Origin of the sequence: Lacrimispora algidixylanolytica, assembly GCF_003609635.1 — a bacterium.
GTDB lineage: Bacteria > Bacillota > Clostridia > Lachnospirales > Lachnospiraceae > Lacrimispora > Lacrimispora algidixylanolytica.
Map to the genome: position 1 here is coordinate 70,904 of NZ_MCIA01000033.1, position 22,099 is coordinate 93,002.

A 22,099-nucleotide genomic window follows, 5' to 3' on the forward strand; every position below is an offset into this window, starting at 1 on the left:
TCTAGGTGAACAAGTGAAATATTATAAACTTGCCGCTTCGGAGGGAGTATTTTATTACAGTTTTCTTTCATTCTGACTTAGTTAAGCAATGGTTTTTTGATAACAGACTTAGGTTATCATATGAGAGATAGCCGTTCAAATAAATGATAGATATCTGTCTGACCATATCCCCATATATTGTTGGGATATTCATAACTTTCACTTCTTCTAGCCCCTCTGATGATCATACGGTTTACCATCAGTCCTGTAATGTCGGTATGATTTCCCCTGCAGTAACCCCATTCCATAACCATGGCTGCTACACCTGTAGCATGAGAGCAAGCAGCCCCTGTGCCAGTTAAAGTGCCATACTGATTTCCTGGAATAGCGCAAGGAATGCAATAACCGGGAGCGGCAACATCCGGAACGATATCTCCAAATCGAGTATTACCTCTTCCTGATTCCTCAAGGATATGATTGGTAAATTGGTTATAGGCAGCTACTGTAAGCGGATTCTTGGCATTTCCAGGAGCAGTGATCGTTGTATCAAGCGTTGCATCATGAAAGAAAGTTTCATTTGTAATCAGGTTTCCTGAGGGTAGCCAGGAGTGGAGAAAAAGGGGTTCGTTTTCAATGCTCTGGATCTTAAGAAACCAAGGCCCGGGAGTGGGATTAGCAAAGCGAACTAAAATGATCTGGTCTCCGGTTTCCCCGTCCATATCAATGTTATTGACCCATACGGTGGTGTTATTGTAGGAAAGCTCATATTTCTCACATCGGTTTAAAGAAGGTGGCTTTCCTTCTAGTAATTCTCCGTTTGGAGAAACAATGTCCAGAGTGATTCTCCCTGGAGGAAAAGGCCATATCTCCATGGAAAACATCTTTTCCTGTTCTCCAATATTTAGATAAAATCCATCCTGGAATGGAGCAGAGGTAATATTACGGTAATAGTGGCGTCGTTTGTTTGCTTCATTTCCGGCAGCTATGATTACGTTAATTTTATTCAGATTTACGATATGATCAATGTACCGGGCCAAAGCCCCCCGGCCACCATGACTTCCTTGGCTGCTTCCAAGGGCAATGCAGATAATAACGGGTCGGTTTAACCTCTCCCCAACAGAAAGCAAGAACCGGATTCCCAGCATAATATCCGATTCCTGGTAACATAGGGAGTCTTCTGGCACAAAAAAAATATCTTTTATATTTTTCTTTGCTTCCTTTAGTTTTACAACGGCAAGTTTCGTTTGAGGTACAACTCCGGTAAAGGATTGTTCTTCATTGGGAGTTCCGGAGACAATGCTGGCAATTGCTGTTCCGTGTCCATGAGCGTCAAAGGTTGGAACAATGCTTAAGGGAGAAGTGGACATGAGGGCTGTATTGATATTACTTTTTGTATATTCAGAACCAAATTCAAACCCGTTGGGAGGGACTCCCTTTTGATCGGCCTGATCCCATATGGAAAGAATCCTGCTAGAGCCGTCGTGGTTACGGAAAGCAGGATGCTGATAATCAATACCGGTATCAATTATCCCTATGACGACACCTAGGCCAAATAGATTTAGGTCAGGCTGTCTTTGTATATTCCCAATTCCGGATTTTTCTACGCTTATCTTTGATGAGAGGGTAAAGAGAGTGGGGAAACTGCTATAAGGATAGATTCCCAGGTCACAGGCGTTCATTTGACTTCTATGTAAGTGGAGGAGGGAGTGCTTATCGTTAATCCTAGTCACGTTGCCTCCGGGATGAGAACTGGGAATTAAGGCATTGCTTATGATTAGATCATAATAATCATTGTCCAGAATTTTTTGCATGGATTGCCTCCTGTGCCTAATATAGCAGAGTATATGTATATAGTATGCGGGTGGTCTTCATGGCTTGCATAAAACTGTCATAATAAGGCAGTAGAAGTAAAACTATAAAAAAAATAAAAAGATATTGATTTTTTTCTATATTGCAATTATAATGAGTACATGCTCAGTGAATGGTTGGTCAATGTATAAAGACAAAAGGGCAGATACAGAAGTAGAATACAAGGCAGAATATACTAGATAAAGCATATCGGGCCTATCCGGAGCATGGATTTGGGATTGCAACAGCAAAGATTGCAAAGGAAGCGGTATTTGAATCGGAAATAGGCCTTTATTCAAAGGAACGAAAGGATACCTTTTTAACGCTGATTTAATTATCGCAGGAGGTGGAAAGATGAAGATATGTATTGCTTGTGGAATGCCCATGGAGAAGGTGTCTGATTTTCCAGGTGGTGATGAAACAAAAGATTACTGTATCTACTGTGCAAGACCGGATGGAACTATGCAGTCCTTTGAAGAGAAAAAGGTTGGTATGGTTGAATTTACAATGAAATCTCAGGGATTTAATGAATCCGCTGCCTTAAAGATTACTCTAACTAGCATGAAAAAGCTACCAGCTTGGAAATGCTATTTTCAGGGGTAGGAGATAATAAAGGAGGAAAATATATGCAGGTTAGTAATGCGTTTCAGACGTTTGCAAAGGAGGCTCCAGAGGTCCATAAAGCTTGGATGGAGGCCATTCAGAAACTAGATGCCGCAAGTGCTCTAGATAAAAAGACAGAGGAGCTTGCCTATATCGCAGTTATGGCAGCCGTAAAATTAGAAAGTGGACTTCCCTTTCATGTGCAAATGGCGAAAGCCCATGGAGCTACAAGAGAAGAGATCATTAGCAGTGTATTGACAGGCCTTCCGGCAGTTGGAAATACGGTTATCCATTCTCTTCCCATTGCACTTAGTGCCTACGATGGTGAAGGATTATAAATGAAATTTGCCCTCTCTTGTTGAGTAACTGGATACACCAGTTCCAATAAGAGAGGGCAGTTTTTAAATGGTTATTCTTTCGTAGACGTTGCTTCATTTATGCCTTCAAAGGTATTATAAAAAACAGTGTGGTCCATATCGTGGCGAATTCCATGAAGTTTATGAGGGATACAATCTTCTCTTGGATAGCCGAGAGGAAGCAGTGCTACTGGAATCAGGAAATCCGGTATTTCAAAGGCGCTTCGAATCGCTTCTGGATCAAAGTGTCCGACCCATGTTGTGCCTAATCCCAAATTTGCAGCTTGAAGCATCATTTGAGTGGTAATAATGCTGGCATCAACCACTCCCATATCTTCTTTATCATATGGACGTTTCCAACTAGCACTTGTATCGTAGCATACCAAAAGTGCCATGGGAGCATGAAAATGATAAATTGTACAGGATTTTAGCTTTTCCAGACCTTCTTCGCTTTCAATTACAAGAATTCTTTGGGGCTGAAAGTTTACTGCGGTTGGAGCAATCCTTCCTGCTTCCAAGATTAGATCCAGCTTTTCTTGTTCCACTTTCTTGTCACTGAATTTTCTGACAGAGTAACGTTCTTTGGCCAATTCTAAAAAATCCATTTTTCCTCTCCTTACCCATTTTTACTAAGTATTATAACATAGGATGAGATAAAGGGCAAAGCCGTAAAATGACCTTACCCTTTTATTCATTAAAGCATGATAGTTACGTGATATTCTTTCTTTCCCTCTTCATAAGGAATTTCATTACCTTCTATCTTAATACCATCAACAAGAATCGCTTTGGTATCTCCATCCAGGCCCTTATTGACCTGAATATGATAGTCGGCGCCTCTGAATTTGCGGACAGCAGAGAATTCTCCAATGGAATCTGGCAGACATGGATCTACAATAAGTCCGTGAAATCCAGGTCGTATTCCAAGAATATACTGAGATATGCTGACAAAGGTCCATGCAGCCGTTCCTGTAAGCCAGCTATTCTTTGCTTCTCCCATATTCTTTGCATCTTTGCCTGCAATCATTTGGGAGTAAACGTAAGGCTCTGTTTTATGAAGTTCACTGATTTCCTCCGTATAGGCAGGGCAGGTACGACGGTATACTTCAAAGGCCCGGTTGCCTCTGCCGATCATGGTCTCTGCAATGGTGATCCATGGATTGTTGTGACAGAAAATCCCTGCATTTTCTTTGTAGCCAGGTGGGTAGGAGGTGATTTCGCCCAAATTCTTGTGGTAAGTGGAATAGGCAGGCTGTAAAATTACGATACCGTAAGGCGTATCAAGATGCTCCTCAACGCTGTCAAGTGCCTGCTTTGCCAGACCTTCTTCAATTCCGATGCCACCCATAACACAAAATCCCTGAGGCTCGATAAAGATCTTTCCTTCTTCACATTCTCCGGAACCAACCTTTACACCAAACGCATCGTAGGCTCTTAAAAACCAGTTTCCATCCCAGCCAGACTTAATTACCGCTTCGTATACTTCTTTTACAGAAGCTTCTGTTTCCAGTGCTTCTTGATCCAGTCCAAGCATACGACAAATCGTTGCGTACTCTTTTCCGTATTTTACAAACATGCCTGCGATCATAACTGATTCAGCCACTGGACCCTCAGATGGGCCTGTTGTCTGGAAAGATTCTCCAGGCTCGGTAGAGAAGCAGTTTAAATTCAGGCAGTCATTCCAGTCCGCTCTGCCAATCAAAGGAAGTCCATGAGGGCCTAAATGAGTTTTTGTAAAGCCAAGAGAACGTCTTAAATGTTCCATAAGAGACTGACTCTTTGTTTCGTCATTATCAAAGGGAACGGATTCCTTAAGGATATCCCAATCTCCAGTTTCTCTGATATAAGCAGAAACACCGGCAATTAACCAAAGAGGATCGTCATTAAAGCCGCTTCCAATGTCAAGGTTTCCCTTTTTTGTAAGAGGCTGATACTGGTGATAAGCGCCTCCGTCTTCAAACTGAGTGGATGCAATGTCTATGATTCGTTCTCTCGCCCGCTCTGGTATCATATGTACAAAGCCCAGAAGGTCCTGGCAAGAATCCCGAAATCCCATCCCTCTACCGGTACCTGACTCATAGTAGGATGCGGAGCGGGACATGTTGAATGTGACCATACATTGATACTGGTTCCAAATGTTCACCATGCGTGCTGTCTTATGGTCTGACATAGAAACGGAATAGTTAGAGAGCAGCTGTTCCCAGTATTTCTTTAGAGCGAGTATAGCCTCATCCACCTGAGCAGTTGTCTTATATTTTTCCAGAATAGATCTAGAAGGCTCTTTATTTATGACGTTAGGAGCACTCCATTTCTTTTCATCAGGATTTTCTGCATAGCCAAGAACAAAGATTAATTCCTTTTTCTCCCCTGGCTCTAGATGAATGGATAAACGATGGGAACCGATAGGAGACCAGCCGCTTGCCATGGAATTTCCAGATGAATTCTTTCCAACCATAACAGGCTCTTGATTCGAGCCATACGTCCCCACGAAGGTGTTTCGGTCTGTATCGAAGCCATTGATTTCTGCATTTACACCATAATACGCATAATGGTTGCGGCGTTCCCTGTACTCTGTTTTATGATATATGACGGAATCTTCCACCTCAACTTCTCCGGTGCTTAAGTTTCGCTGAAAATTTGTCATATCATCCATCGCGTTCCACAAACAAAATTCCACGTAGGAATAAAGGGTAAAATCCTTTGGAGAGTCAGTTATATTCTCCAATGAAACTTTATGAACCTCGCAGGGATCTTGGAGGGGAACAAAGGCAGTGACGCTAGCATTAATTCCATTTTTTGTACCGCTGTAGCGGGTGTAGCCAAGACCGTGACGGCATTCATAAGAATCAAGTGGAGTCTGAGACGGCTGCCAACCTGGATTCCAAATGGTTCCGTTATCATTGATATAATAGTAGTGTCCATTGCTGTCTAAGGGAACGTTGTTATAGCGATACCGGGTCAGTCTAAGAAGCTTTGCGTCTTTATAAAAGCTGTAGCCGCCTCCGGTATTGGATATCAGGGAAAAGAAATTTTCGCTGCCTAGATAATTGATCCAGGGAAGCGGAGTGTCCGGTGTATTAATGATGTATTCCTTTTCCTGATCATCGAAATAACCAAATTTCATATAGGATAACTCCTTTCGGCTGAAAGATATATTTTACTAAAAATGACATTTTTCGAAAACGATTAAGTAAAAGATAATTGGAGCCATATTGCAATAATAGCGTATTTGTTAGGGAAATACAAGTGGAAATTATAAGAGACTAGGTTCGTATTTTTAAACCTACCGTAATAGTGCATAAAATGTCAACGTATAATCTATATAAATTAGATAAATTTCTAAAAAAGTATTGATTTTTTTCCAAAGTAGGGGTATAGTGGAACTACGAAAACGATTAAGTAAAAGGATGAGACATATGATTTCGATGAAAGAACTGGCGCAGCATTGCGGGGTATCTGTTGCCACAGTAAGCAAAGCACTCAACGATCAAAGCGATATTGGAGAGAGCACAAAGATTAAAGTTAAAAAGGCGGCAGAAAAGTTCGGTTATTTTCCAAATGCAGCAGCAAGGTCATTAAAAACAAATAAAAGCTATAACATTGGAGTTTTATTTGTAGATGAGGCGAACAGTGGTCTCACTCATGAATACTTTGCAGCGGTGCTAGAAGGGTTTAAAGTGGAAGCGGAGAAGCAGGGGTATGATATTACCTTTATCAATAGTCAAATTGGAAAAAAGAAGGTATCTTACTATGAACACTGCAAATACCGGAATGTAGATGGCGTAGTCATTGCTTGTGTGAATTTTGATAGTCCTGAAGTTGTAGAACTTATGACGGGCAATATACCGGTCATTACGGTAGACCACTTACATGAAAATTGTTCTTCTGTCTTATCTGATAATGCAGAAGGGATTAAGACTCTTTTAGAACACGTCTATGAAAAGGGGCACAGAAAGATCGCCTATATCCATGGACAGTCCAGTACAGCAGTTACAAAAACAAGAGTTACCAGTTATTACAGGTTTATTGAGAATCACAACCTGGATATTCCTGATGATTATGCGGTGGAAGCAAATTATCTGGATGTGAGCCAGGCGTCAGAAGCAACCGCTAAACTGCTGGATAGAAAAGATCCGCCTACTTGCATTCTTTACCCGGATGATACCGCTTTGATTGGCGGCCTAAATGAGATCAGGGCAAGGAATATGAGCGTTCCGGAAGATATCTCTATTGCCGGATATGATGGCAGTCGGGTTTCCCAGTTTCTAAACCCACTCCTAACAACCATTCGTCAGGATACGGCAGCAATTGGAAGGCGGGCAGCTGAAAAATTGATAAGCACCATCGAGAACCCGAAAACTACATATACAGAGCAAATCATTGTGGAGGGAGATTTGCTTGTTGGGGAATCGGTTGGATTTGCATATGATTTAAAATAGTTTCTAAGAAAAGGAGAGGTAATATGAAGAAGAAGGTAGTAAGTGGATTGTTGTGTGCAGTCATGGTCGCATCATTGACTGCAGGCTGTGGTGCAAAGAATACCCAGACTCAGGAAACAACCAAGGGGAGTGCAACTGCAGAAACAACAAGTAAAGGAGCAGAGGCACAAAAAGAGGAGCCAGGCAAAGAGGGGAAAGTCGTTAACATTTATGTGTGGAATGATGAGTTCAAGGCAAGATATGAGGACTACTATGCTTCCAAATTGCCAGCAGGGTATACCGTGAATTTTGTTACCACCCCAAGTGAGAACAATGCCTATCAGAACGCACTTGACGAAGCCCTATTAAATCAGGCCGATGCCAAGGCAGATGATAAAGTAGATATGTTCCTTGTAGAGGCTGATTATATATTAAAATATGTAAATTCTGACAGTACTCTTGATTTAAAGGAAGTTGGCATTACAGAGCAGGATATGTCAAAGCAGTTTGATTATACAAAGGTAATTGCTCAGGATACAAAGGGCGCCCAAAAAGGTATTTCATGGCAGGGCTGCCCAGGACTTTATATCTACCGTCGTTCCATTGCAAAAGAAGTACTTGGAACAGATGATCCAGCAGAAGTTCAAAAAGCAATTAATGATTGGGATACCTTTGATAAGACTGCTGCAAAGATGAAGGACAAAGGATTTTACATGGTATCCGGTTTTGATGATTCCTATCGTACTTTCTCTAATAACGTTTCCGGTCCATGGGTAAATGGAGATAAGGTAGTAATTGATCCTAAGATTGAAAAATGGATTGAGCAGACAAAGAACTACACAGACAAAGGTTACAATCAGAAGACGGTTCTCTGGGCAGCAGAATGGGCATCAGGCCAGGGACCAGATTCTAAAGTATTTGGCTATTTCATGCCAGCATGGGGCGTAGATTTCGTTATGGCGAAGAACTCTCTTGCAAAAGCAGTAGCTGATGGCGGAAAACAGGAAGTTGGCAATGGTACGTTTGGTGACTGGGCAGCAACCACTGGACCAGAATCCTATAACTGGGGCGGAACTTGGTTATGTGCAGCTTCTGGAACAGACAATGCTGATATTGTAGCTGATATTATGAAGACTATTTGTACAGATGATGCTACCATGAAAAAAATTGTTGAAGAGAAGAATGATTTCGCAAACAACAAAACAGTTATGCAAGCTCTTGCAAAGAGTGATTATAAATCTCAGTTCCTTGGCGGACAGAACCCACTTCAGATGTTCTATGATGCAGCAGAAAAGATTGATATGAGTAAGATATCTCCTTACGATCAGGGTCTTAATGAAAGCATTCAGACAGCAATGCATGATTACTTTAACGGAACTGTTGATAAAGACACAGCAATGAAGAATTTCTATACATCTATCAAAGAAAAATACCCGGAATTAAAAACCGAGTAGCTGTAAGTTGCAGGGCGGGTGTTCCCCGCCCTGAAAAAAGCAGGAGGTTTTGCTATGGTAAAAGAAAAAAAGGCAAAGACCAGAAAAAAAGTCAGCTATGCAAAATGGGGATATATTTTTCTGATACCATTTTTTGCCACTTATACAATCTTTTCTCTGATTCCACTGATTAGTACGTTTTATAACAGTCTGTTTGAAAACTATCGTTCTGGGTTAACCCAGATAGGACCAAATTTTGTGGGACTTCAGAATTACATTTCTATTTTCCAAAGTGATCTTTTAAAATACTTTGGTAATACCATGATTTTGTGGATTATTGGATTCGTTCCCCAGATCATCGTATCTTTGATTTTGGCAGTATGGTTTGCTGATTTTCGGATGAGGCTAAAAGGCAGCACGTTTTTTAAGACAATAATTTATATGCCTAATGTTATAATGGCAGCATCTTTTGCTATGTTGATTTTTGCATTATTTTCTGATGACGGTCCAATGAATAACCTTTTGATAAAGGCGGGATTATCAGATGGACCTATCCGTTTTCTGGCCACGGTTTGGGGAACCAGGGGGCTGATTGGCCTTATGAATTTCATGATGTGGTTTGGCAATACCACCATTCTTTTAATGGCAGCCATTATGGGAGTAGATGCGTCCCTTTTTGAGGCGGCTTCCATTGATGGGGCGAAGTCCTTTCAGATATTTACGAAAGTGACTATGCCTATTATAAGACCGATTTTTATCTATGTACTAGTCACCTCTATGATCGGAGGTCTGCAGATGTTTGATGTGCCGCAGGTACTCACAAATGCAAAAGGTACACCAGACAGAACTAGTATGACTCTAATTATGTTTTTGAATAATCATCTTTATAGCAAGAATTACGGAATGGCAGGCGCCTTATCTGTCATACTGTTCTTTATTACAGCAGTGCTCAGCATGTTTGTATTTATTATGTTGACGAGTTCAGGCAATAAGAAAGGGGGGCGCAATTAATGGGCAAGGCAGAAAAGTTTAAAAAAGCTGTGGTATACGTTGTACTGATGCTTTTAGTGTTCTTATGTCTCTTCTTTTTTTACTGTCTGGTGATCAATGCCACTAGATCTCATCCGGAGATTTCCAAGGGATTTTCATTTATTCCCGGCAGCTCTTTTGGTACCAATCTACAAAATGTTCTTCACAATAAAAATCTCCCAGTCGTTCAGGGAATTATAAACAGTCTTATTGTGGCCGGCAGTTCAGCTGCTCTTGCAGTATATGTATCTGCTATGACAGCATATGGGATACATGCTTATGAGTTCAAGATGCGTAAAACGATTTATATGTTTATTATTTTGATCATGATGATCCCGACTCAGGTAACGACCCTTGGCTTTTTAAGATTGATTAATACCATGGGGCTTATGGATAATTTTTTACCTTTGATTCTCCCGTCCATGGCTGCACCAGTTGTATTTTACTTCATGGTATCTTATTTTGAAAGCAACCTTCCGCTGGAAATTGTGGAATCCGCAAGGATTGACGGGTCCAATGAATTTTATACGTTTAACTTTATTGTTTTGCCTATTGTTAAACCAGCACTTGCTGTTCAGGGAATCTTTGCATTTGTAGCTTCTTGGAATAATTATTTTGTTCCATCCCTGATACTTAAATCCAATGAAAAAAAGACACTCCCCATATTAATTGCACAGCTTCGAAGTGCGGATTTCCTAAAATTCGACATGGGGCAGGTTTACATGCTGATCACCATTGCCATTGTTCCAGTGGCGATAATCTATCTATGTCTGTCTAAATTCATCATAGGAGGTGTTACGGCGGGCAGCGTGAAGGGATAAACGAAGAAAACTATAGGTTTTTCTTAAAATTCTGCATTGTCATTTTGAACCTTTCTGATTATAATAAGAAAAGACATACATTTTTAAAGGAGGAAGCAAAATGACTATTTTGGTAACCGGAGGCGCTGGCTACATTGGAAGTCACACCTGTATAGAATTGCTGGATGCAGGATATGAAGTAGTAGTAGTAGATAATCTCTGTAATTCCAGTGGGGAGTCTCTAAAGCGTGTAATGGATATTACAGGAAAGACCCTGACTTTTTATGAAGTGGACTTATTAGACCGTGGAGCCCTTAATGAGATATTTGAAAAAGAAAATATAGATGCGGTGATACATTTTGCCGGATTAAAAGCAGTGGGAGAGTCTGTTGGCAAGCCGCTTGAATATTATCATAATAATATTACCGGAACCTTAATTCTTTGTGATGTAATGAAGAGTCATGGAGTAAAGAGCATTGTGTTTAGTTCCTCTGCAACTGTATATGGAGATCCTGAATTTGTACCGATTACGGAAGACTGTCCAAAAGGTGAAATCACAAATCCTTATGGACGGACTAAGGCGATGCTGGAGCAGATTTTAACCGATCTACACACGGCTGACCCTGAGTGGAAGGTAATGCTTCTGCGTTATTTTAATCCCATTGGAGCTCATAAATCCGGCCGTATCGGAGAAAATCCTAAGGGAATTCCTAATAATCTAATTCCTTACGTCACTCAAGTTGCAGTGGGCAAATTAGATTGCCTTGGTGTGTTTGGAGGTGATTACCAAACCGAGGACGGTACCTGCGTCCGCGATTATATCCATGTGGTGGACCTGGCTGTCGGCCATGTAAATGCAGTAGAAAAAGTTGCTAAAGATCACAGCGGGGTATGGGTTTATAATCTTGGCACTGGTATCGGCTATAGCGTTTTAGATGTGATTCATGCATTTGAAGATGCCAATGATTTAAAAATCCCTTATGTTATGAAAGATAGAAGACCGGGAGATATAGCGAAATGTTACGCAGATCCTTCCAAAGCTGAAAAAGAGCTTGGTTGGAAAGCAGAGCGCAGCTTAGAGGATATGTGTCGTGATTCCTGGAATTGGCAGAAAAACAATCCAGAAGGATATCTAAGCTAATATGATATAGAAATTAATCGCTTTTACAATCATCTCAATGAATAAAACCGCCTCCGTTTATAGACGGTCGGCGGTTTTTGTCTCTAAATGAATCCAAAAATAGGTATGGCTGATCCAGATAAGAAGGTGTCTACATACAGATAGATGATTTCAAATCAGTATTCGACTTAAAATCCCGCGGATTTTTCAGCTCTTTTCCCAATATCAATAATTCCATTTTAACACCTATATTTTATAAATAGGTGCTATTTTGAATGCGTATCTTCCTATATAAATGTAGGCTCAAAGTTTTATTTCCAAAGAAGCAGTATAACAAGATAAGTATATAAGGCAATTTCTCCCAAATTCGAACATAAATTCGAAATCACTTGAAAATCACAGGGACTTATGATATTATTTATTAAAAGAACGTGTGTTCGAGGTGATGGAATGTTAATACAGGAAGAATTGAGTGTTCAGAAAAAACTTGAAATTTTATCAGATGCCGCAAAGTATGATGTGGCTTGTACGTCCAGTGGAGTTGACAGGAAGGGAAAAGCTGGTACTTTGGGGAATACAGAGAATGCAGGAATTTGCCATAGCTTTTCAGCAGATGGCAGATGTATTTCATTGTTGAAAATTTTATTTACCAATCAGTGTATCTATGATTGTAAGTATTGCATTAACCGTAGTTCCAATGATGTGCCTCGGACTTCCTTTACTCCAGAAGAAGTATGTCAGCTAACCATACAGTTTTACCGGCGTAATTATATAGAAGGATTATTTCTAAGCTCTGGTATCTTACACAGTCCAGATTATACCATGGACCTTATTTATCAGACCTTAAAGAAGCTAAGAGAAGAGTATCACTTTCATGGCTATATTCATGTAAAGGCCATACCTGGTGCGGATCCTGTTTTGATTGAGAAGACAGGCTTTTTAGCTGACCGTATGAGCATCAATCTAGAACTGCCTACAGCAGAAGGGCTAAAGAAGCTGGCACCAGGAAAAAGCAGAAGTAAGATACTCACTCCAATGAAGCAGATACAAAGAGGCATTACAGCCAATCGATTTGAGCTTATGGAATACAAAAAGGCGCCATCCTTCGTTCCGGCCGGACAGAGTACTCAGATGATTGTGGGTGCAACACCGGAGAATGATTTTCAGATGATGATGGTAGCTGAAGCTCTCTACCAAAAGTATGATTTGAAGAGAGTTTTTTATTCGGCATTCGTTCCTGTTAATCAAGATATCAACTTGCCTGCTCTGCCTGGTGGCCCCCCTCTATTAAGGGAACATAGACTTTATCAAGCGGATTGGCTTATGCGCTTTTATGGGTTCCAAGCGGGAGAATTACTTTCTGAAGATCGTCCTAACTTTAATACACTTCTGGATCCAAAGTGCGATTGGGCATTAAGACATTTGGAATTATTTCCTGTGGAGGTGAACCTTGCAGACTATTTTACCCTTTTAAGGGTACCTGGAATGGGTGTGAAATCAGCGAAGCGCATTATAGCGGCCAGAAAAAACGGACCGCTAGATTTTGATGCCCTAAAACGAATCGGTGTTGTATTAAAACGAGCGATCTATTTTATTACTTGTTCTGGAAAGATGATGTATCCGGTGAAGATAAATGAGGACTATATTTGCAGTCATCTAATTGGAGATGAGAAAAAGAAAGTATGGGACATAAGTTCATCTGGAACTTATCGGCAGATTTCCTTGTTTGATACAATTAATGTCCCGACGCTCACCGCAGCAGGAGGATTATAGAGAATGAAAACAGTCTATTTATGTGAGGACAGCGTAGAGGGAATCCTAAGTGGCGTTTATACAGCGTGGACCAGCAGAAAGGGACATGATAACGTCAAATTAAAGGTTATGGGCGCCGAGGATACCATGGAACTGTTCTGCCAATATGAAGAAGTCAAGGCGGATCCGGTCTCTGCAGAAAAAGTGGCGAAAGCGATAAAAGAGAAGATTTCTAGTGAAGCATATACGGTTGTTTATAAATCAGCTTTAAGCATGGATTTAGACAGAGCAGATAAGATTTACCGTTTTCTTATCTATGGGTTTCATATTGGATCACGTATTACAAGTATGCTTCAGCAACCGGAGGTATTTGAGATATTTCAGATGTGCCGTCATATTGACGATGAAAGGCATCTCCTAACAGGATTTGTGCGATTTGTGGAGATGGAAGGCAATCTTCTGGTGAGTCGTATTGGCCCTAAGAATGATGTCGTCGTGCTTCTGGCACCTCACTTCGCGGATCGCATGTCAGGAGAGAGTTGGGTGATTTATGATGATAATAGGAAAAAGGCAGTTCTTCATCCTGCGAATCGTCCGTGGTATCTTCTGGACCTCATTTCTCCTGAGTGGGAAAGTAAACTAAAAAAAGCATCAGAAGAAGATGAATATGAAAAATTGTTTCAATGTTTCCGGAAAAGCGTATCCATCAAAGAACGGGAAAATCCTGTTTGCCAGCGAAGCCATATGCCTCTTCGTTACCGGCCCTATATGCCGGAATTTTCCCATGGGCTAAAAGATACTTAGCAAACAATTCTTGCCTTTTTATTCCTTTTGAGTTAAGATGGAATTAGGTTCCGTATCAGGAACATTCCATGTGCATTTCTGCACGTTTTTCCATATAACTGGAAGTATAAAACTGAATAAGAAAGGATGGAGGCACTTTGTACAGCAAAGTTCATAGCGTTGGTATTACGGGAGTGGAGGGTGTTTCCATACTGGTGGAGGCGGATGTCAGTGATGGACTTCCTGGCTTTTCCATGGTTGGATATCTTTCTTCTCAGGTTAGAGAAGCTCAGGACCGGGTAAGGACAGCATTAAGAAATTCTGGTTTTAGACTACCGGCTAAGAAAGTCACAATTAATCTTTCTCCTGCAGATATACGCAAGGAGGGAACTGCGTTTGATCTGCCCATTGCAATTTCCATATTATCAGCCTCTGGCCACATCAGTTCCTCTGCTTTAATGGATTGTGTGATTTCAGGCGAATTGGGACTGGATGGAACAATAAAGCCGGTTCATGGTGCACTTTCTATTACAGCTGCGGCAAAGAAGGCTGGGAAAGCAGTCTGTTTTCTTCCCCAGGAGAATGTAAGAGAAGGTTTGGTAATTGAAGAAATTAAGGTCATTGGCGTCTCGCATCTAAAGGAGCTGATTCAAGAACTTAACTCACCAGGTTACATCAAAGAAGCAAGTACAGTAGCAGATTCTGTAATAGAAGAACCTTGTTCTTATGATATGGATTTTTCTGAAATCGGAGGACTGCCGCTTCTTCGGAGGGCAACGGAAGTAGCAGTGGCAGGAATGCACAATATTCTCTATATCGGGCCGGCCGGTACGGGTAAATCTATGATTTCTAGGAGAATCCCAACCATAATGCCGTCGTTATCACTGGAGGAAACCATAGAGATATCAAAAATCTACAGCGTAAGTGGATTGCTGTCGCCTGAGATGCCATTAGTAGTAAGGCGTCCGTTTCGCAGTCCACATCACACAATTAGTCCTCAAGCGCTTGCTGGCGGAGGACGGATACCAAAACCAGGAGAAATCTCACTGGCATCTGGAGGCGTTCTGTTTCTGGATGAATTTCCTGAATTTCAAAAAAACACCATAGAGATCTTAAGGCAGCCCTTGGAGGAAGGGAAAATAACCATCTCCAGGATGCATGGATCTTATGAATTTCCTGCAAACTTCATGCTTACCGCTTCCATGAACCCATGTGCTTGCGGATTTTATCCAGATAGAACCAAATGCAGATGTTCGGAGCAACAAGTATTTAAATACTTAGGCAAAATATCAAAACCGCTTTTAGATCGCATCGACATTTGTGTCGAATCCAGAATGATTACATACGAAGAACTTGAGAAGAAGGAAGGAGGGGAATCATCCGCCTCCATCCGCTTACGAGTAGAGTCTGCAAGAAAGATACAGGCAAAGAGATATGAGGGTCAGAAGATATATTTTAACAGTTCTATGAGAAAAGCGGAGATAGAAGAGTTTTGTAAATTGAAGAAGTCTGATAGAGATTTTTTAAAACAGATATACGAAACTCAGAAGCTTAGTGCAAGAGGTTATGAAAAGCTGCTTAAGATATCAAGAACCATTGCGGATTTGGACGGGTCTGAGCAGATACAAAAAGAACATCTGGCTGAAGCGGCAGGACTGCGCAGTCTGGAAGGAAAATACTGGGGAGGAATCTATGGTCAGTCATGAAGAAAGAGAATATTTATACTGGCTTTGCCATGTTCCCTTTTTAGGGGCGGTGAGCATAAAACGACTTTATGATTACATGGGAAGCTACAAAGGGATACATAATATAGAAGGAACGGAATTACAAAGGCTTGGACTATTAAAACAGTCTTATGTATCTGCGTTTGAAGAATGCAAAAATAGAAAGGTGACATCGGATCGGGAACTTGCTGGCTTAGAGCACCGTGGTATTCGTTTTGTCACATCTCATGATCCCGAATATCCCAATCGACTTTATAAAATCTATGATTATCCCATGGGGGTTTTTTACAAAGGCAGGCTACCGGATAAAGACCGTCCAACCGTAGCTGTCATTGGGGCTAGAAACTGTACGAACTATGGAAAACAGATGGCTTCCTATCTAGCGAAGGAGCTGACTGCCTGTGGTGTGCAGATAATAAGCGGGCTTGCTAGTGGAATAGACGGATCAGGTCACCAGGGGGCCTTGGAAGCAAAGGGAGATACATACGGAATATTGGGGTGTGGTATTAATATCTGTTATCCCAAAGAAAATTATGGCTTATTTGAACAGATGATTGAAAAAGGAGGGATTCTTACAGAATTCATTCCTGATGAAGCACCTAAGCCTTGTAACTTTCCTATGAGGAACCGGATCATCAGTGGATTGTCTGATGTAATCCTTGTAATAGAAGCCAGAGAAAAAAGTGGTTCCCTTATTACAGCGAACCTTGGCCTTGAACAGGGAAAGGAAATATTTGCTCTTCCAGGACGAGTCACGGACCCATTAAGTGCAGGTTGCAATCGTCTTATTTCCGAGGGAGCCGGTGTTATTTTAAGTCCTGATAGCATTTTGGAATATTTTGAAATACAAAATGGTAAAATATTAAGAGTTCATGAAAAAAATGAGAACGGGCTTGCCAAAAAAGAAAAAATGGTGTATAGTTGCCTAGATTTGCAACCAAAGAATCTGGAAGAGATTGTATCTCTAAGCGGATTGTCTGTCAGTGAATGTATGAGTGCCCTTATTGAGTTAGAATTAAATGGCCTTATTTTGCAGACATCCCATCAATATTATGGTAAGAAACTATAGGCGAGGAGTTTGTTATGGCGAACTGTTTAGTAATTGTGGAGTCACCGGCAAAAGTAAAAACGATAAAAAAGTTCTTGGGGACGAACTATGAAGTAGATGCATCTAACGGACACGTAAGAGATCTGCCGAAAAGTCAAATGGGTATCGATGTTGAGAATGAGTTCGATCCAAAATATATAACAATCAGGGGAAAAGGCGATATTTTGGCCAAGCTCAGAAAGCAAGTTAAAAAGGCAGATAAGATTTATCTGGCAACTGACCCTGACCGTGAAGGAGAAGCCATTTCATGGCACTTGATGAAAGCCTTAAAACTAGATGAGCTAAAGGATAAACAGGTGTTTCGAATTAGTTTTAATGAAATTACGAAAAACGCTGTTAAAACATCCTTAAAGACCCCTAGAGTCATAGATATGGATCTGGTGGATGCTCAGCAGGCCCGAAGAGTCTTGGATCGTATGGTTGGATATATGATAAGCCCTCTTTTATGGGCAAAGGTCAAGAGAGGCTTAAGTGCAGGACGTGTACAGTCAGTTGCACTGAGAATTATCTGTGACCGAGAGGAAGAAATTAATGCTTTTATACCAGAAGAATATTGGAATCTTGATGCGCAGTTAAAGCAGGAATCAAGCAAGAAGATGCTTGTTGCAAAGTTTTACGGCGATAAAAGCGGAAAGCTTCCGATTCGAAATAAAAAGGAATTGGATAAGATTCTTAAGGGACTTAAGAATCAAACCTATGTAGTAGATGAAGTTAAGAATGGAGAAAGAGTTAAAAAGGCTCCTATCCCATTCACTACTAGTACACTTCAACAGGAAGCTTCCAAAGTACTTAATTTTTCCACTCAGAAAACCATGCGTCTGGCACAGCAACTATATGAAGGTGTTGAGGTCGCCGGTCACGGAACCGTTGGTCTTATTACTTACCTTCGTACAGATTCTACCAGGATTGCAGAAGAAGCAGATACTGCAGCGAGAGAGTACATTGGGAAACAGTATGGCAGTCAGTATATAGCACAGGGAGAACAGAATAAAAAGACCAATGCAAAGATTCAGGATGCACATGAGGCAATACGTCCTACAGATATCGTCCTTACACCAGTATTGGTGAAAGAATCTTTACAGAGAGATTTGTTCCGTCTTTACCAGCTAATCTGGAAGCGCTTTGCGGCCAGTCGGATGCAGCCTGCTGTATATCAGACAACTTCAGTAAAAGTTGGGGCAGGGGATTATACCTTTACCCTTTCTGCATCAAAGCTTTCTTTTGATGGATTTATGTCTGTCTATGTTCAGGAAGAGGATAAAGAAGAAGCCAACATGTTATTAGGGAATTTGGAAAAAGGTAGCTTGCTTAAGCTGGATAAGCTTGATTTTGGCCAGCATTTCACTCAGCCTCCAGCACATTTTACTGAGGCATCCCTGGTAAAGGCAATGGAAGAACAAGGGATAGGACGTCCAAGTACCTACTCTCCAACCATTACGACGATTATAGCCAGAAGGTATGTTGCTAAGGAAAACAAGAATCTCTATGTAACTGAACTGGGAGAAGTTGTTAGCAATATAATGAAGCAAAGTTTCCCGAGTATCGTTGATGTTACATTTACCGCTAACCTAGAGTATCTTCTTGATAAAGTAGGGGACGGCTCTGTTCAGTGGAAAACGGTTGTAAAAAACTTTTATCCGGATTTAAAAGAAGCAGTGGACAAAGCACTTGTGGAATTGGAATCAGTGACCATTGCTGATGAAGTGACAGAAGAGATTTGTGAATTCTGTGGTCGCAATATGGTTGTAAAATATGGTCCCCACGGCAAGTTTCTTGCGTGCCCAGGATTTCCTGAGTGTAAGAACACAAAACCATACTTGGAAAAAGTTGGAGTACCTTGTCCAAAATGTGGAAAAGATGTGGTTATTAAAAAAACCAAAAAAGGTAGAATTTTCTATGGTTGTGAATCTAACCCTGAGTGTGATTTCATGTCATGGCAAAAACCATCTACTATAAAATGTCCTAAATGCGAATCTTACATGGTTGAAAAAGGAAATAAGTTACTTTGTTCAAATGAACAGTGTGGATTTAGCGCGGATAAACAGTAAAAAAGGAAAATTATTAAGAAAATCGAAAATCTTCAAAAAACTATTGTTATTTGAGGATAATAATGTTAATATTTATACATTAAAGATATATTTTGGATTTTCACACAAATTCATAAGGAGGTTTTCGGCTATGAGCGTACAGTTGTTGGACAAAACTAGAAAAATTAACAAATTGTTGCATAACAATAATTCGCATAAGGTAGTATTTAACGATATCTGTGAAGTGCTGACCGAGATCCTGAATTCGAATATTCTTGTAATCAGCAAGAAGGGAAAGGTGCTTGGGGTTGCCCTTACACCGGACATCAATGAGATTCAGGAACTGATTGCAGACCAGGTCGGCGGTTATGTAGATACAATGCTCAATGAGCGACTTCTCAGCATTTTATCCACGAAAGAGAATGTCAATTTAGAGACGCTAGGTTTTACTGGCGACAATATTAGAAGATATCAGGCAATTATAACACCGATTGATATTGCAGGTGAGAGGTTAGGAACTTTGTTCCTTTACAAATCTGATTCTCAGTACGATATTGACGATATTATTTTAAGTGAATATGGTACAACTGTAGTAGGACTTGAGATGATGCGGTCTGTCAATGAGGAGAATGCAGAGGAAACTAGAAAAGTACAGATCGTTAAATCTGCTATCAGTACTTTATCTTTTTCAGAGCTAGAAGCAATTACTCATATTTTCGAAGAATTGGATGGAAATGAGGGAATTCTTGTTGCAAGTAAAATTGCGGACCGTGTAGGAATCACCCGTTCTGTTATTGTCAATGCTCTTCGCAAATTTGAAAGTGCCGGTGTCATTGAATCCAGGTCTTCCGGTATGAAGGGAACCTATATTAAGGTTTTAAATGACGTAATATTTGATGAATTGAGAATTGTTAGAGCTGGAACTGCAAAGAGTATATCTGAGCGAAGAGAAATTAAAGATTTATAAAATATAGGAAAAAAAGGAGCGGACAAAGATCTGCTCTTTTTTTATAAAAAGGCTTTTAATGTTCCTTTTTTCAGGCGTTAAGTACAAAAAACTACTTGCATCGTGTAGTAAATTATGCTATACTGGCTAAGCTTAATAAAAAAACACGTCTGCGGATTTCTGTGGAAGGTGCCTGATAAGGGTCTCCCAGGAAGCATGAGAAACGGACGGAAGTAAAAACCAAATGGAGGTAATAACATGAGCGTTATTTCAATGAAGCAGCTTTTAGAAGCTGGCGTACACTTTGGTCATCAGACCAGAAGATGGAACCCTAAGATGGCTCCTTACATCTACACAGAGAGAAATGGTATCTACATCATCGACTTACAGAAGTCTGTTGTAAAGGTAGATGAGGCTTACAAGGCAATTTCTAACATCGCAGCTGAAGGCGGTAAGATCCTTTTCGTTGGTACAAAGAAGCAGGCTCAGGATGCAATCAAATCTGAAGCAGAGCGTTGTGGAATGTACTTTATCAACGAGAGATGGCTTGGCGGTATGCTTACAAACTTTAAGACAATTCAGTCTAGAATAGCAAGATTAAAACAAATTGAAACTATGTCTCAGGATGGTACTTTTGAAGTGCTTCCTAAGAAAGAAGTTATCGCTCTTAAAAAAGAGTGGGATAAATTAGAGAAGAACTTAGGTGGAATCAAAGACATGAAGAAGATTCCAGATGCGATTTTTGTCGTTGATCCTAAGAAGGAAAGAATCTGCGTACAGGAAGCTCACAATCTGAAGATTCCATTGATTGGTATCGCTGATACAAACTGTGATCCTGAGGAACTTGATTTTGTAATCCCAGGAAACGATGATGCGATCAGAGCAGTTAAGTTGATTGTATCCAGCATGGCTGACGCAGTGATTGAAGCAAACCAGGGCGAAGCAGTAGCTGAGGAAGCAGAAGCAGCTCAGGATATGGAAGAGACTGTAGAAGCTTAATTATTCAGGCGATTGAATGCTTCGACCTGCTTTGAGAAGCGGGTCGGAGCATTTTTTACTGGGAAAATTTCCAGTAATTTAATGTAGACTATAAAATATGAAATGATATATTGATATATATATATGGAGGGCAAATCAATGGCAGTAGTTACAGCTGGAATGGTAAAAGAATTAAGAGAATTAACCGGTGCAGGTATGATGGATTGCAAGAAAGCTCTTGGAGAGACTGATGGCGATATGGAAAAAGCAGTAGAGTTCTTAAGAGAAAAAGGACTTGCAGCAGCTTCCAAAAAGGCAGGCAGAATTGCAGCAGAAGGCGTTGTTACTACTCTTGTAAGCGAAGATGGAAAATCTGCAGCTATCGTAGAAGTAAACAGTGAGACAGACTTTGTTGCTAAGAATGCTCAGTTCCTGACATATGTTGCTGATGTAGCAGCTCAGGCAATGGCTTCTGAATCTAATGATATGGAGGCATTTCTTGCTCAAACATGGGCAAAAGATACTTCTTTAACTGTAGAGCAGATGTTGTCAAGCCAGATCGCAGTAATTGGCGAGAACATGAATATTAGAAGATTTGAAAAAATAACTACTGATGGCGTTGTAGTTGATTATATCCATGGCGGCGGCAGAATTGGTGTTTTAATCGAAGCTAGCGCAGAAGTTGTAAATGATTCAGTAAAAGAAGCTTTAAAGAACATTGCAATGCAGATTGCAGCTTTGGCTCCAAAGTATGTTAAGAGAGATGAGATTTCTCAGGAATTCATTGATCATGAAACAGAGATATTAAAGGTTCAGGCTAAGAACGAGAACCCAGACAAGCCAGACAACATTCTTGAGAAAATGATCGTTGGACGTCTGAATAAAGAATTAAAAGAGTTCTGTTTGGTTGACCAGGTTTATGTAAAAGATGGTGATCTGACTGTAGGTAAATATTTAGAGCAGGTATCCAAAGAAGTTGGTGGCAAGGTAGATGTGAAGAAGTTTGTACGTTTTGAAACTGGTGAGGGTCTTGAAAAGAAAGAAGATAATTTCGCTGAGGAAGTTGCGAGACAGATGCAATAACCTTAACAGGATTCAGGGTGGAATCCCATGGGTATCCATGGGATTTTTCTATTAAAACAGTGTCCGTTTACCATTGACAAATGTTTCCATATTGTACGGACATCACTATACCAAA

The 22,099-nt window shown here is 40.6% G+C and carries 18 protein-coding genes; 15 read left to right on the plus strand and 3 right to left on the minus strand.

Going from position 1 to position 22,099, the window contains the following annotated elements:
- Window positions 1-116 precede the first annotated feature (116 nt).
- Window positions 117-1,790: a S8 family peptidase gene (locus BET01_RS18490; RefSeq protein ID WP_120198353.1), complete on the minus strand. Its 1,674-nt coding sequence runs from the start codon at window positions 1,788-1,790 to the stop codon at window positions 117-119.
- Between the two features lie 391 nt (window positions 1,791-2,181).
- Here BET01_RS18490 and BET01_RS18495 point away from each other — a divergent pair, with 391 nt between their 5' ends.
- Window positions 2,182-2,430: a zinc ribbon domain-containing protein gene (locus BET01_RS18495; protein WP_120198354.1), complete on the plus strand. Its 249-nt coding sequence runs from the start codon at window positions 2,182-2,184 to the stop codon at window positions 2,428-2,430.
- 23 nt (window positions 2,431-2,453) lie between these two features.
- Window positions 2,454-2,768: a carboxymuconolactone decarboxylase family protein gene (locus BET01_RS18500; RefSeq protein ID WP_120198355.1), complete on the plus strand. Its 315-nt coding sequence runs from the start codon at window positions 2,454-2,456 to the stop codon at window positions 2,766-2,768.
- A 71-nt stretch (window positions 2,769-2,839) separates the two neighbouring features.
- Here the strand turns inward: BET01_RS18500 and BET01_RS18505 are convergent, their stop codons facing one another.
- Window positions 2,840-3,391: a nitroreductase family protein gene (locus BET01_RS18505; RefSeq protein WP_120198356.1), complete on the minus strand. Its 552-nt coding sequence runs from the start codon at window positions 3,389-3,391 to the stop codon at window positions 2,840-2,842.
- Between the two features lie 89 nt (window positions 3,392-3,480).
- Complete coding sequence (locus tag BET01_RS18510; protein ID WP_120198357.1) at window positions 3,481-5,907, minus strand: GH36-type glycosyl hydrolase domain-containing protein; 2,427 nt, start codon at window positions 5,905-5,907, stop codon at window positions 3,481-3,483.
- Window positions 5,908-6,199: 292 nt separating this feature from the next.
- On the opposite strand from BET01_RS18510, the gene BET01_RS18515 reads away from it, so the two are divergent.
- The 13 genes from BET01_RS18515 (at window position 6,200) to tsf (ending at window position 21,984) form a co-directional block, all read left to right on the plus strand.
- Window positions 6,200-7,222: a LacI family DNA-binding transcriptional regulator gene (locus BET01_RS18515; protein ID WP_120198358.1), complete on the plus strand. Its 1,023-nt coding sequence runs from the start codon at window positions 6,200-6,202 to the stop codon at window positions 7,220-7,222.
- A gap of 23 nt (window positions 7,223-7,245) precedes the next feature.
- A complete protein-coding gene (locus BET01_RS18520) occupies window positions 7,246-8,655 on the plus strand; it encodes a carbohydrate ABC transporter substrate-binding protein (protein WP_120198359.1) in 1,410 nt (469 codons plus the stop codon).
- 54 nt (window positions 8,656-8,709) lie between these two features.
- Window positions 8,710-9,645 carry a carbohydrate ABC transporter permease gene (locus tag BET01_RS18525; protein ID WP_120198360.1) on the plus strand — a complete coding sequence of 312 codons (936 nt, stop codon included), beginning with the start codon at window positions 8,710-8,712 and terminating at the stop codon, window positions 9,643-9,645.
- The gene (locus BET01_RS18530; protein WP_120198361.1) at window positions 9,645-10,484 is read left to right on the plus strand and encodes a carbohydrate ABC transporter permease; all 840 of its coding nucleotides are present in this window, start codon (window positions 9,645-9,647) and stop codon (window positions 10,482-10,484) included. Before BET01_RS18525 ends, BET01_RS18530 begins: the two co-directional genes overlap by 1 nt.
- Window positions 10,485-10,584: 100 nt before the next feature.
- Window positions 10,585-11,604, plus strand: a complete 1,020-nt coding sequence (gene galE / locus BET01_RS18535) for a UDP-glucose 4-epimerase GalE (RefSeq protein ID WP_120198362.1) — start codon at window positions 10,585-10,587, stop codon at window positions 11,602-11,604.
- A gap of 429 nt (window positions 11,605-12,033) precedes the next feature.
- The gene (locus BET01_RS18540; RefSeq protein ID WP_120198363.1) at window positions 12,034-13,356 is read left to right on the plus strand and encodes a putative DNA modification/repair radical SAM protein; all 1,323 of its coding nucleotides are present in this window, start codon (window positions 12,034-12,036) and stop codon (window positions 13,354-13,356) included.
- A gap of 3 nt (window positions 13,357-13,359) precedes the next feature.
- A complete protein-coding gene (locus BET01_RS18545) occupies window positions 13,360-14,139 on the plus strand; it encodes a TIGR03915 family putative DNA repair protein (protein WP_120198364.1) in 780 nt (259 codons plus the stop codon).
- Between the two features lie 137 nt (window positions 14,140-14,276).
- On the plus strand, window positions 14,277-15,824 hold the full coding sequence (locus BET01_RS18550) for a YifB family Mg chelatase-like AAA ATPase (RefSeq protein WP_120198365.1): 1,548 nt from the start codon (window positions 14,277-14,279) through the stop codon (window positions 15,822-15,824).
- A complete protein-coding gene (dprA, locus tag BET01_RS18555) occupies window positions 15,811-16,911 on the plus strand; it encodes a DNA-processing protein DprA (RefSeq protein WP_120198366.1) in 1,101 nt (366 codons plus the stop codon). The genes BET01_RS18550 and dprA overlap by 14 nt, the downstream gene beginning before the upstream one ends.
- Before the next feature lie 14 nt (window positions 16,912-16,925).
- Window positions 16,926-18,998, plus strand: a complete 2,073-nt coding sequence (gene topA, locus BET01_RS18560; protein ID WP_120198367.1) for a type I DNA topoisomerase — start codon at window positions 16,926-16,928, stop codon at window positions 18,996-18,998.
- A gap of 130 nt (window positions 18,999-19,128) precedes the next feature.
- Window positions 19,129-19,944 carry a GTP-sensing pleiotropic transcriptional regulator CodY gene (gene codY / locus BET01_RS18565; RefSeq protein WP_120198368.1) on the plus strand — a complete coding sequence of 272 codons (816 nt, stop codon included), beginning with the start codon at window positions 19,129-19,131 and terminating at the stop codon, window positions 19,942-19,944.
- Window positions 19,945-20,181: 237 nt separating this feature from the next.
- The gene (gene rpsB / locus BET01_RS18570) at window positions 20,182-20,922 is read left to right on the plus strand and encodes a 30S ribosomal protein S2 (protein WP_120198369.1); all 741 of its coding nucleotides are present in this window, start codon (window positions 20,182-20,184) and stop codon (window positions 20,920-20,922) included.
- A 138-nt stretch (window positions 20,923-21,060) separates the two neighbouring features.
- Window positions 21,061-21,984: a translation elongation factor Ts gene (gene tsf / locus BET01_RS18575; RefSeq protein ID WP_120198370.1), complete on the plus strand. Its 924-nt coding sequence runs from the start codon at window positions 21,061-21,063 to the stop codon at window positions 21,982-21,984.
- Window positions 21,985-22,099: the final 115 nt, after the last annotated feature.

Coding starts and splice junctions, on each gene's coding strand:
- BET01_RS18490 (WP_120198353.1), bottom strand. CDS start 1,790: ATGCAAAAAATTCTGGACAATGATTATTATGATCTAATCATAAGCAAT.
- BET01_RS18495 (WP_120198354.1), top strand. CDS start 2,182: ATGAAGATATGTATTGCTTGTGGAATGCCCATGGAGAAGGTGTCTGAT.
- BET01_RS18500 (WP_120198355.1), top strand. CDS start 2,454: ATGCAGGTTAGTAATGCGTTTCAGACGTTTGCAAAGGAGGCTCCAGAG.
- BET01_RS18505 (WP_120198356.1), bottom strand. CDS start 3,391: ATGGATTTTTTAGAATTGGCCAAAGAACGTTACTCTGTCAGAAAATTC.
- BET01_RS18510 (WP_120198357.1), bottom strand. CDS start 5,907: ATGAAATTTGGTTATTTCGATGATCAGGAAAAGGAATACATCATTAAT.
- BET01_RS18515 (WP_120198358.1), top strand. CDS start 6,200: ATGATTTCGATGAAAGAACTGGCGCAGCATTGCGGGGTATCTGTTGCC.
- BET01_RS18520 (WP_120198359.1), top strand. CDS start 7,246: ATGAAGAAGAAGGTAGTAAGTGGATTGTTGTGTGCAGTCATGGTCGCA.
- BET01_RS18525 (WP_120198360.1), top strand. CDS start 8,710: ATGGTAAAAGAAAAAAAGGCAAAGACCAGAAAAAAAGTCAGCTATGCA.
- BET01_RS18530 (WP_120198361.1), top strand. CDS start 9,645: ATGGGCAAGGCAGAAAAGTTTAAAAAAGCTGTGGTATACGTTGTACTG.
- galE (WP_120198362.1), top strand. CDS start 10,585: ATGACTATTTTGGTAACCGGAGGCGCTGGCTACATTGGAAGTCACACC.
- BET01_RS18540 (WP_120198363.1), top strand. CDS start 12,034: ATGTTAATACAGGAAGAATTGAGTGTTCAGAAAAAACTTGAAATTTTA.
- BET01_RS18545 (WP_120198364.1), top strand. CDS start 13,360: ATGAAAACAGTCTATTTATGTGAGGACAGCGTAGAGGGAATCCTAAGT.
- dprA (WP_120198366.1), top strand. CDS start 15,811: ATGGTCAGTCATGAAGAAAGAGAATATTTATACTGGCTTTGCCATGTT.
- topA (WP_120198367.1), top strand. CDS start 16,926: ATGGCGAACTGTTTAGTAATTGTGGAGTCACCGGCAAAAGTAAAAACG.
- codY (WP_120198368.1), top strand. CDS start 19,129: ATGAGCGTACAGTTGTTGGACAAAACTAGAAAAATTAACAAATTGTTG.
- rpsB (WP_120198369.1), top strand. CDS start 20,182: ATGAGCGTTATTTCAATGAAGCAGCTTTTAGAAGCTGGCGTACACTTT.
- tsf (WP_120198370.1), top strand. CDS start 21,061: ATGGCAGTAGTTACAGCTGGAATGGTAAAAGAATTAAGAGAATTAACC.